General features: G+C 63.1%; 10 protein-coding genes. 2 read left to right on the forward strand and 8 right to left on the reverse strand.

Translation table 11 applies throughout. The features are described from left to right. Positions 1–49: 49 nt before the first annotated feature. The 8 genes from CD58_RS12000 to tssB all read right to left on the reverse strand — a co-directional run bounded on the left by CD58_RS12000 (position 50) and on the right by tssB (position 9096). The gene (locus tag CD58_RS12000; protein WP_025213236.1) at positions 50–532 is read right to left on the reverse strand and encodes a hypothetical protein; all 483 of its coding nucleotides are present in this window, start codon (positions 530–532) and stop codon (positions 50–52) included. Between the two features lie 44 nt (positions 533–576). Next, a complete protein-coding gene (gene tssH / locus CD58_RS12005) occupies positions 577–3120 on the reverse strand; it encodes a type VI secretion system ATPase TssH (RefSeq protein WP_025213237.1) in 2544 nt (847 codons plus the stop codon). Between the two features lies 1 nt (position 3121). After that, positions 3122–4147, reverse strand: a complete 1026-nt coding sequence (gene tssG, locus CD58_RS12010) for a type VI secretion system baseplate subunit TssG (protein ID WP_025213238.1) — start codon at positions 4145–4147, stop codon at positions 3122–3124. After that, complete coding sequence (gene tssF / locus CD58_RS12015; RefSeq protein ID WP_025213239.1) at positions 4111–5901, reverse strand: type VI secretion system baseplate subunit TssF; 1791 nt, start codon at positions 5899–5901, stop codon at positions 4111–4113. Before tssF ends, tssG begins: the two co-directional genes overlap by 37 nt. After that, positions 5885–6328 (reverse strand): type VI secretion system baseplate subunit TssE, encoded by a 444-nt coding sequence (tssE, locus tag CD58_RS12020; RefSeq protein ID WP_025213240.1) that lies wholly within the window; start codon positions 6326–6328, stop codon positions 5885–5887. The genes tssF and tssE overlap by 17 nt, the downstream gene beginning before the upstream one ends. A 12-nt stretch (positions 6329–6340) precedes the next feature. Further along, positions 6341–6838 (reverse strand): Hcp family type VI secretion system effector, encoded by a 498-nt coding sequence (locus tag CD58_RS12025; protein WP_025213241.1) that lies wholly within the window; start codon positions 6836–6838, stop codon positions 6341–6343. A 185-nt stretch (positions 6839–7023) separates the two neighbouring features. Continuing rightward, positions 7024–8505, reverse strand: coding sequence for a type VI secretion system contractile sheath large subunit (gene tssC / locus CD58_RS12030; protein WP_025213242.1), 1482 nt, complete (start codon positions 8503–8505; stop codon positions 7024–7026). A gap of 30 nt (positions 8506–8535) precedes the next feature. Further along, positions 8536–9096: a type VI secretion system contractile sheath small subunit gene (tssB, locus tag CD58_RS12035; RefSeq protein WP_025213243.1), complete on the reverse strand. Its 561-nt coding sequence runs from the start codon at positions 9094–9096 to the stop codon at positions 8536–8538. A 224-nt stretch (positions 9097–9320) separates the two neighbouring features. Here tssB and CD58_RS12045 point away from each other — a divergent pair, with 224 nt between their 5' ends. Further along, positions 9321–9773: a hypothetical protein gene (locus CD58_RS12045; protein WP_025213244.1), complete on the forward strand. Its 453-nt coding sequence runs from the start codon at positions 9321–9323 to the stop codon at positions 9771–9773. A 64-nt stretch (positions 9774–9837) separates the two neighbouring features. Next, on the forward strand, positions 9838–11169 hold the full coding sequence (tssK, locus tag CD58_RS12050; protein WP_025213245.1) for a type VI secretion system baseplate subunit TssK: 1332 nt from the start codon (positions 9838–9840) through the stop codon (positions 11167–11169). The last annotated feature ends 7 nt before the right edge of the window (positions 11170–11176 follow it).

Below are 11176 nucleotides of genomic sequence, written 5' to 3' on the forward strand. Positions count from 1 at the left end.
TCGGCGACGTTTGAACAGGTGACCCTACGGTTCGGGTATCGATTTCGGTTCATTTGTAATTGGTTTTTTGGGGGGCTTTATTTTTTTTCGAGCGATATTTGGCTTCAAATGCCCCCCAGACCAACCGGATGTCATACCAGGGCTGTGTGGTTTTGAGCTCAGTCGCTTTGCTATGCAGTAAAGTGGGGATCGCACCTAGATTGTCGTTGTCATTGATTATCTGGATCAGCGTTTCGGTCTGGCTCAGGCTCTTCTTTTGGAGATGATTCATGCTCCTGGTTTTCTTTTCTTCCTGGGCAATCGTTGGCTTGTTCAGCTCCAGATAGGCAATAGCCTTGTCCAGGTTGATAGTTGCCGCGGGGGATTCCGGCCCACCTGCAGGGCCTGATTCATGACCGTGGTACTCATCTTTTCCGCTATAGCCTTCCAGGCATTCAATTATTTTATGTTGCGATATGAAGATTCGATCCAAGTCCTGAGCCTTGCTCGTACGGTACGACTGGATACAGCTCCAAACGGTTATCGCAGACATTTAATAAACCTCGTTGATAGATTGGGTTGCGTATTCATGGGAAATCATTCCAACACCCACTCCGCCAGTTTTCCCGTCACTTGTGTCATCAACACATTCTCGACATCCCGTGCCCCCGCCGCGCTGCACTTGGCCAACACAGCCTTGACGATTCCGGCATCGAACTCGAACTGCTTGCCCGTCGCGGCCTTGTAGCGCCCGCGCAATTTCTCCAGTTTCGCCAGGACAATCCCCTCCAGCGTCGCTTCATCCAACGGTCGATACGCCACCACGGTCATGCGTGCCAGGAACGCCGGGCGAAACGCTTGCAGCAGGACTTTATGCAAGGATTCGTTGAAGGCATCAGTGCCCAGTTGCGCGGCCGGTGTGTCCAGCAGCAGTTCGGCGCCGACGTTGCTGGTGGCGAGCATCACGGTGTTCTTGAAGTCGACCACCAGGCCGGTGCCGTCTTCCATCAGGCCTTTGTCGAAGACGTTGTAGAACGCCTCGAGCACATCCGGGTGGGCTTTTTCGATTTCATCCAGCAGCACCACTGAATAGGGTTTGCGCCGCACCGCCTCGGTGAGCACGCCACCGCTGCCGTAGCCGACGTAGCCGGGCGGGGCGCCTTTGAGTTGGCTGACGGTGTGGGCTTCCTGATACTCGGAAAGGTTGATGCTGATCAGGTTGCGCTCGCCCCCGTACAAGGCATCGGCCAAGGCGTAGGCGGTTTCGGTCTTGCCCACGCCGGTGGGCCCCACCAGCAGGAACACCCCGACCGGTTTCTGCGGGTCGGTGAGGCCGGCGCGGTAGGCTTGCAGGCGTTGGGCGATGGTGTTTAGCGCCGTGCCTTGGCCCATGACTCGCTGGCCCATGCGCTGGCCGAGGGTGCGTACGGCGTGGGCTTCGTCGGCGAGCATCTTGCCCACCGGGATGCCGGTCCAACCGGCGATCACGGCGGCGACGGTCTTGCTGTCCACCTGTTCCGGCACCAGCGGATCGTCCTGGCGAATGGCATCGAGGCCGGCTTCCAGGCGCAACAGTTCGGCGGCCAGGTGGTCGATGCGGTTATCGATCTCGGTGTCGGGTTTTTCACTGTCGGCGCGTTCGCTCAGGGCGAGCAGTTCGCGCCGGGTGTCGAGCAATTCGCGCACCGCTTCGCGCTCTTCGCCCCAGCGGGTTTCCAGCTCGCGAATGGCCTGCACGTTGCTGGTCGATTCGCCTTCCAGCAGGGTGATGCGTTCGCGATGATCCAGGCCAGTGGCCTGTTCCCGGCGCAGGCGTTCGACTTCGTCCTTGAGGCTGTTCTGGCGGTGGCGCAGGCTTTCCAGGGGCGGCGGTACATCATGCTGGCCGAGGGCGACCCGGGCGCAGGCGGTGTCGAGCACGCTGATGGCTTTGTCCGGCAACTGTCGTCCGGAGATGTAGCGGTGGGACAGTTTCACCGCTTCGTGGATGGCTGCGTCCAGCACTTGCACACCGTGGTGCTGTTCCAGCTTGGTCGCTACGCCACGGAGCATTTCCACGGCGGTGAGTTCGTCCGGTTCTTCGACTTGCACCAATTGGAAACGCCGGGCCAGGGCCGGGTCTTTCTCGAAATATTTTTTGTACTCAAGCCAGGTGGTGGCGGCCAGGGTGCGCAGCTCGCCCCGGGCCAGGGCCGGTTTGAGCAGGTTGGCCGCGTCGCTGCCGCCCTCTGCGCCGCCGGCACCGATCAGGGTGTGGGCTTCGTCGATGAACAGAATGATCGGTTTTTCCGCGCTGCGTACCGCGTCGATCACACCTTTGAGGCGCTGTTCGAATTCACCTTTGACGCCGGCGCCGGCCTGTAACAAGCCGAGGTCAAGCACCCGCAGCGTAACCTCCTGCAAGGATGGCGGCACATCCCCCGCCGCGATGCGCAGGGCCAGGCCTTCCACCACCGCCGTCTTGCCGACACCTGGCGCGCCCACCAGGATCGGGTTGTTCTGTCGGCGCCTGAGCAGGATATCGATGCACTGGCGAATCTCGCCGTCGCGCCCGACGATGGGGTCGATGCGTCCGGCCCGGGCGTCGGCGGTCAGGTCCTGGGTGTATTGGTCGAGGACCGGGTCCTGTTTCTGCGGCGCCTCACCGGGTTTGACCGCACGCACGCCGCCGACATGTTCGCGGGAGCTCTCAGTCCACTCCAGTAAATGGGCGCGCAGGGCGTCCCGGGGAATGCGCAGCAATGACGAGGCGCTGTTGAGCAGCAGGCTGCGACGCTCGTCACGGTCCAGCAGCGCCAACAGCAACAGTCCGGAGCGAATGCTGTCCAGGCCCAACACACTGGCCTGGACCACGGCGTCTTCCAGCAGGCCGATGGTTTGCGCCGACAGGGCGGGCGTACGGGTGCTGCCGGATTTGAACAGGTCCAGGGCCTTGTTGGTTTCCGCCGCCACCGCATCACGTTCCAGGCCAAAGCGCGGCAGCAGGCAAGCGAAGTCGCCGCCTTCGATGTCCAGCAACTCCAGCAGCAGGTGTTCGATTTCCACGTAGTGATGGCTGCGCTGCATGCAGCGTTGCGCGGCTCGTTCCAGGGCGCGACGGTTGTCCGGGTTGAGGCGTCCGATCAGGCTGGCCAGTTCCATTTCAGGCGATCTCCGGCTGACGAAGGCGGGTGACGATCCGTTGCACGGTCAGGTTGGATTGACGTTGCAGACCGCCGTTCCAGTTCAACCGTGGCGGCGCTTGATGGCCCAGTTGCAGAGGGCCGGCACCACGGACCAGTAGCACCAGGGTGCAGTCCAGGTCGGGGCCGAAATACAAGGCATACAGGCTGGCGAGTAACGGATGGGTCTCGCCGTTGGGCAGTAAGCCATTGGCCTGGGCGGCGCTCAGCGGGCCAAGGGTCAGGCGCACACCGGCATGTTCGTCCCAGACCCGGGTGCCGGCCACGGCGCTGCGGCCCAGGCGCAGGTTGCGGCCGCCCGGCTGCAAGCGGCTGCGGCTGGCGGACGGGATGTCCCGCCAACCCCCTTCGTAGGCCGTCAGCTCCACCGGCAGCCCGAACTGCTCGCGGACAATCGCCGCAAACCCGGCCAGGGAGCGCCGGCCATCGGCGTACAGTGCGGTGCAGGCCAGCACGGCGGAATCAGGCGCGGCCTGGCGCTCCTGCAAAGCCTTGGGCAACAGGCCGGTCAGGGCTCGCAATTGCGCGTGCACCGCAGAGGCACCAGGCGCGGTGAAGCCCAGGGCGATGCGATGCTTGCGCATCACCTTATAGAGCAGGCTGAGCAAGCGATGCTGGAACAGATCGAGAAATTCCGCGGGCGCATGATCCCGCGCCCGCGCCCGTTGTTGCAGCCACTCCTGATAAGCGTAGGGTAGGGGACCGTCGGGGCCGCCGAGGCCAAAGATCGGCGTGGTCAGGACCGGTTGCGAACCGGGTTCCTGGCTCAGGCTTTCGACTTCACTGGCGGCGAACAGCGGCGTCAACGGCCCGCGCAGGCGCAAGGCTTCGGCGTGCGGCGCGGTGCCGCTGCCCAAGGGTTCGGCCTGGGGATGTTCGCGTTCCAGCAGCAATAAGGCCTGGAGCCATTCGAAGCGTTGTGGGTCACGCCGCAGCCGTTGACTCAGGTTCAGAGCGTCAGGGGTTTGCCGGCTTGGGGTTGCCATGTTTTCACCTCCTTGTCGGACTGAACCAGCGCTGTGCGCACGAAGCGATTGGCGGTGGCATAAAGGGAAAAGAACTGCGCCAGTACCCCGGAGAACAGCACGGCGCTGCTGCCGACGAAATGCTGCGGATCCAGTTGCAGGCGCACTTCCAGCCCGTTACGCCAGCCACGCCAGGCGTCTTCGCCGACGTGGGCGATGACGCGCTCGCAGCCCAGCCCCGATACCCCTTCGATCTGGCGACGGGCACTGGCCTCGTCGCGCAAATTGTGCAGTTCGAGAATCTCGCGCAGCGCGTCCAGCGCCTGGGGACCTTCGACCAGTGATAAATGGTTCAGCGTCAATTGCGACACCAACCGCCAGCGCGACTCACCGTCCAGGCGCGGCAGGCTTTGGGGGCTGGGAGGGTTGCGCAGGCGGGCCCAGGCCACCGGCCCCGGACGCTCGAACCCCAGCGGGGTGCCGGCCGGCAGGCTCTGGGCCAGGTGTCGGTTGGTGCACAGCAGTTCGGCTGTGAGGCTGTAGTCCCCGGTTTCGGCCAACGGGTCGAGCTGGGTATCCACCAGGCTGACCATCAAATCGGTGCCCAGCCGGTTCGGGCTCATGCCGCTGACCCGCCGTGCATGCCAGTAGCACGGCTGGGCGCTGCCGTGCTGGCTGCCGTAATAGGCCGGCACCTTGCGCACGCCTTGGCTGGACGTGGCGCGCATGCCTCGGATGCTGTGGATCTCGACGCTGTTTTCCCGATGACTGTCGGCCACCAGCCGGTATTCGCTGCGGGTGCCGTTCGGACGCAGCGGCTCGGAGGTCCTGGGGAACAGGTTGATCACCGGCGCGCAGCCCAGGGCGATGTCGCTGGCTTGCAGTGGTAGACGGCTGGCGGGGGCACGGTCGAACACGATGTACAGGTACAAGGATGGGCTGTCGCTGGTGGCCCCGGTCAGTGGCAGGTCGAAAAAGCCGAATTTGTCGGGAAAGGCAAAGTACTCCGCCAGCAGGCGCATGCCGGGATGTACGCCGTCTTCGTCCGGCAGCAAGGTTTCGTCACTGGCGAAACCGACGATGTGTGGCAAACCCACCAGTGGCTCCGGCACGCTACCCGGCGGGCCGGCCAGGACCTTGACGGCATGGGCGCCCAGCAAGTCGTACAGCCAGGCGTTGATCATCGGTGAGGCCGCCAAGTGCACCCGCAGTTGATCGATGCCCAGGCTCGACCATTGGCTTTCCCCCAGGCAACGCAGGTTCAGGCGCAAGGCCGAGCGGGCCTGGACTACGCCGGTCAGCGCCTGGGCCTCGTCACTGCCCAGCAGCAGCGCTTCGCTGACTTCAATCGGCCACAGGTGCACGGCGGCCGTGGTGCGGAAATGAATGCTCTGGCCCTTGTCGGTGGTGACGAACAGCGGTGTATCCCGGGGCAGCGGGTAGCCCTCGTTGAGGTTGCCTTTGCTCGGGTCGGGTTCGAACTGCACGATTGCGCACGATGGCAGCGGGCGCATGGCCAGTGGGTAAAGCTGTTCGAGCAGGGCGTCGCTGAACTCGGCGTAATCGTCATCGAGCCTGCGTTGCAAGCGCGCGGCCAACAGCGCGAAACCTTCCAAAAGGCGCTCGACGTGCGGATCGGGGCATTCACCGGGGGACAACTCCAGGCGCCTGGCGACCTTGGGGTAACGTTCGGCGAACAGGCTTCCGGCATGCCGCAGCCAGGTCAATTCGCGCTGGTAATAGTCCAGCAGTTGCGGGTCAATCGAGTCGCTCATGTCGTACCTCAAGGCCGTCGCCGGCGTGCTCGATGACAAAGGCCACGGGCCATGCGTGCAGGTCGCCGCGCAACTCGCCCAACAGCCGTATGCTCAGTCGCTGCGGATGGCCCGGTACCGGGCTGACCTGCACCTCGCCCAAGCGCAGGCGAGGTTCGAAGTGGGTGATGGCCTGGCGAATTTCCCGGGTCAGTTGGCGCCGGTCATCGCTGCGCTGCTGTTGCAACGCGGTCCAATCGGCGATGCCGTAGTCCAGGATGCTCGGGGGCTCGGTCAGTGCCCGTGGGCCACGTCGGGTATTGAACAGGCGTTGCAGTTCGGCATGGACCGAGTCCTGCAACGCCTGGCGATCGAACGTCCGGCCCGAATCGTCTGCCGGGTTGGCCAGGCGATCGAACAGAGGCGGGCGAAGCCCGAAGCCGGCCATGGGCGCGCTCCGTCACTTGGTCATTTTGTTGGCCGCCAGGTCCCAGGTCGTGCCCGCCGTGCCTTCCTTGGTGCCGTCGTCTTTCTGGGCCGTGAGTTCCCATTTGATCTTGGTGAAGTTCAGCGACAGGGTTTCCACCGGTTTGCCGCCCGTGCCGCCGCTGACGCTGACGTTGGATAGCACGACGTTGGTCAGGGTGTAGATAATGAACGGCATGAGTTTGCCGCTGCCCTCGGCGGCGTTGCGACCAATGGTGATGACGGCCTGCGGGATGGGTTTACCGGCGCAGCAATACTCGTTGAGCGTGGGGGTGGAACTGTCGATGAATTTTGTCAGGGTGAATTCACCGATGTGGGGCCGGCCGGAGGTGCGCTCCGAGTTGCTGACGTCGTTGGTGACTTGCATTGCCACGTTGTGGCTGTAGGACATGACCTCGATCTTGTCCGTGAAACCCTCCAGCAGGCTGTCGCCCTTGATGTCGCCGCCGAGGTCGAGAATGATCGCATCCATTGTGTGGAACTCCTGAAGAAGACAAGTGGGGCAATGCCCGATACCGATTCGTTAAGACGAACGCCGAACCCTGTGGCGAGGGAGCTTGCTCCCGCTGGGCTGCGCAGCAGCCCCAAAAAACAGGGCCGCTTCGCGCCCCAGCGGGAGCAAGCTCCCTCGCCACATAGCCACATAGCCACGAGCAATCAGGCAGCTACCGGTGGCGGCAGCGTCGCCACCAGGCGGATCGAGGCGGTCAACTCCTCCAGCTGGAAGTGCGGCCGCAGGAACACGGTGGCTTTATAAGCCCCAGGCTTGCCGGCCACCTCCGTCACGTCCACCCGGGCTTCGCGCAACGGGTATTGCGCCTTGATCTCTTGCGGCGCGTTGTCGTTGATCAGCACGTAGTCGGCGATCCAGTTGTTGAGGTAGGTCTGCACGTTGTCGCGGGTCATGAAGCTGCCGACTTTGTCGCGCATGATCACCTTCAGGTAATGGGCGAAACGCGAGGCTGCGAGGACATACGGCAACATCGCCGAGATCCGCGCGTTGGCGTTGGCCTCGTTGGTGTTGTAGACCTTGGCCCGGTTGGTGGTCTGGCCGCCGAAGAACACCGCCACGTCGCTGTTTTTCTTGTGGCACAGGGCGATGAAGCCCAAGTCGTTGAGTTCTTTTTCGCGGCGGTCGGTGATCGCCACTTCGGTCGGACATTTGAGCGACAGATCCCCGGAACTGGTGCGGAAGGTATGGGCCGGCAGGCCTTCGACCGCGCCACCGCCCTCGGCCCCGCGAATCGCCGCGCACCAGCCATATTTGGCGAAGGCTTCAGTGATGCGTTGCGACAGTGCCCAGGCGGCGTTGCCCCACAGGTATTTGCTGTGGTCGGTGCCGTTGACGTCTTCGACGTAGTTGATGCCTTCCACCGGCAGCGTGTCCGGGCCGTAGGGCAGGCGCAGCAGGAAGTGCGGCAGCACCAGGGACACATAACGCGAGTCTTCGCTTTCACGGAACGAGCGCCACTTGATCAGTTCCTGGCTCTCGAAAATCTTCGACAGGTCCCTCGGTACCGCCAGTTCGGTGAAGCTGGTCATGTCGAACAATCGAGGGCTGGCGGCGGCAATGAACGGCGCGTGTGCGGCGGCGGCGACGTTCGAGAGTTTTTCCAGCAGGCCGATGTCCTGCGGGTGCCGGCCGAAGGTGTAGTCGCCCACCAGCAGGCTGAACGGGTGCCCGCCGAAGGTGCCGTATTCTTCTTCGTAGATTTTCTTGAAGAGTGCGCTCTGGTCGAATTCGACGGCTTTTTCCAGATCGTTCTGCAGCTCTTTCTGGGTCACGTTGAGCAGGCGCAATTTGAGCCGGGTGCTGGTCTCGGTGTTCTGCACCAGCAGGTGCAGGCCGCGCCAGGAGGCTTCGAGTTTCTGCAGGTCGGGGTGGTGCAACACTTCGTTGAGCTGGGCGCTGATCAACTGGTCGATCTGGCTGATGCGGTCGTTGATCATCGCCACGGTGTCCTTGTCGATGGCCATGCCTTCGTCGAGGACCTGGGTGGCAAATTCGGCCAGCATGTCGCGGGCGTAGTCCTGCTGGCTGTCGTCGTGGGCCATGCGGCCTTCGGCGATGATCTTGTCCAGCAGGGACAGGGTCTGGGTCGTGCTCTCGCTGGTTTGAGCGCTGGATGAAGCAGGCATGGCTGTATCTCCCTTGAGTGATGAGCGCGATCAGGCCTGGGGTTCGGTCGGGGCCGGGTCATCGTTGGCGGCCACGGTCGGCAGCTCTGGCGGTACGTCCTGGGGCCGGGCCGACTTGATCTCTTGCAGGCCTTCGGTGTTGGCGATCACGTCCCGTAGCAGCTTGTCCAGGTCGTCGTTGCCATCGAGTTTGGTCAACAGGTCCCGCAGGCGCTGGCGCGCCTCGAACAACCGGCGCAGCGGCGTGACCTGCTCCACGACCTTGACCGGGTCGAAGTCATCGATGTGGCGGAAGTTGAGTTCGATGTTGAGCTTGCTGTCATCGCCGCTGAGGGTGTTGTTCACCTGGAGGGTGGCGCGGGGGGAGATGGAGGCCAGGACCTCATTGAAATTATCCCGATCGATTTCCGTGAAGCGCCGCTCATTGAGCTTGGGCAGCGGGTCCAGGGGCTTGCCCGAAAGGTCGGCCAGAATGCCGACCACCAGTGGCAATTCTTTTTTCTCGATGGCGTTGCCGATTTCCACGTCATAGGTGATCTGGACGCGGGGAGGACGGACTCTGTCGAGCTTGTGCTGGGTACTTTCTGCCATGGCGGCCGACTCCGATGCAGGTGTGGAAGCAATGCATCGGGAGTCCCGCTCATCGCATTCCCTTGCTGATCCACAGGTTGCAAATGGAGGGCAGAAAACCTGTCATTCCCTTGACGAACCTGGCGCATTCGACCGTGCTGGTCGAACTATCCAAGACGCTAGAACAGGTCTATAAAAATGCAAGCAAAAACAATTTCTGACCGCTGAGAAAAGGAAAATTCATTTTGCGTGTCTTTTTTTTCGGATTTTTTTTGAGCCTGGCACTCACCGGTTGCTCGTTCTTCGCCCCCAGTGTCGACCTGGACAGCCTGACCCTGGACGTCGCGCCGCGGGCCAATGACGACACACCGATCGCCGTGGATTTCATCGCCGTGAATGACCCGGACCTGCTCAAGCAACTGTCGGGTATCACCGCCAGCCAGTGGTTCGCCGAGCGCGAACAGTTCCAGCGCGACTATCGTCAACGCATGTCGGTGTGGGGGCTGGAGCTGGTCCCGGGGCAATTTATCGACCGCCAACCCTTCCCGTTGGAGGGCCGGCGCGCCGCTGGACTTTTGGTCTTCGCCAGCTATAACACTCCCGGAGCCCACCGGCTTCGGCTGGACGATCAGCGCAAGGCCTGGCTGAAGTTCGACAGTCGTGAGATGACCCTCGTGAATGACGGGTCAGCGCAGTGACAACCAGCCTTGAGTGACCGCGGGCCGCCAAGCGCGGCGACATTGGGATGTCGAAGGGAGTCGTATGAGTCTGTTACCTGACGCGGTGTGCTGGCATGAGGGCATGCAGTTACTGCCCCAGCATTTTCAATTGCAAGGCCTGCGCGCCGAGGCCCTGGCCGCGCATTTTGCCGGGGCCTGCAATCCCTGGTTCTGGGGTGTCAGTCAACTGGAAGTCGATCCCTCGGCCCTCAGCGCCGGCCAGGTTCGACTGCTGCAACTGCAAGGCACCTTGCCGGACGGCTTGCCGGTCAACCTGCAGGCCGGTGTCGGGCCTGTCCTGGAGCTGGACATCAGCGAGGCGGTGAACAAGACCGACGACGCCACCGTGACCGTGTACCTGGCCATCAGTCCGCTCTGGCGCGCCGGACAATTGCTGCCACTCAAGGGCCGCCTGCAATCGGTGGTCGGCGATGCGTTGCCGGATCTCACCAGTGGCGAATTCCCCGAATCCATCACCGTCTGGCGACCCAATCCAAGGCTGTGCACGCAACTGAGCAAGGCCGACTCGATCTGCCTGCCGCTGCTGCGCATTCGCAAGGAAGGCGGCGGCTTTTTGCGCGTGCCCTACACGCCACCGACGCCTGTGTTGCTGCCGGAGTCGATGCTCGGTCGGCGAGTCGCCGGACTGTGCGCTCGGGCGCGGGAAAAATGCCTGTTCCTTGCCGGTCGGTTGCGCCAGGCCCAGGCGGCGGGCAACCAGGACGATGCCATGGAGATCCGTCGGCAACTGACTGCATTGTGGTCACGCTTGCCGGAGGTAGAAGGCGCGCTGAACGCCCGGGTCGCGACACCCCAGGCGCTCTACGGTTTGCTGCTGGGGCTGGCCGGTGCCTGGTCGGCCCTCGATCCGCTGGCCGGCGTGCCGGCTTTCGCGCCCCTGGATTTTCTGGAGTTGCAGCGCGGCTACGAACCGTTGCTCGACTGGCTGGAAGACACCTTGGAACTGGTTCGCGCCGGCTATCGCAGCCTGGCCTTCGAGCGCAATGATCAGGTCTTCTCGATCCAGTTGCCCGACGATCAGCCGAACCAACGCCTGGTGATCGGCCTGCGCATGCCCAACGGCGCCAGCGAGCAAGCGGCGGCCGAGTGGTTACGCGGGGCAATCATCGCGTCTGCACCGCACGTCGCGCTCTTGAGTCGGCAGCGCATGAGCGGTTTGCCCCATCAGGCCATGAGCCGCAACGAACAGGTGGCCTACAGTGTGGGCGACGACACTCGATTGTTTGTGGTGAGCGCCAGCGGGCAGTGGTTCGACGGGCAGTTGCCGCTGTACATCGTGGCGCCGGCGTCGGCCCAGGCCAGCAGCCCGTGGCAAGTGGTGTTGTTCGTGGCGCAAACCGGTGAAAGTGCCTGATTGCAAA

The sequence above is a fragment of the Pseudomonas brassicacearum genome, from assembly GCF_000585995.1.
In the GTDB taxonomy this organism is placed as follows: domain Bacteria; phylum Pseudomonadota; class Gammaproteobacteria; order Pseudomonadales; family Pseudomonadaceae; genus Aquipseudomonas; species Aquipseudomonas brassicacearum_A.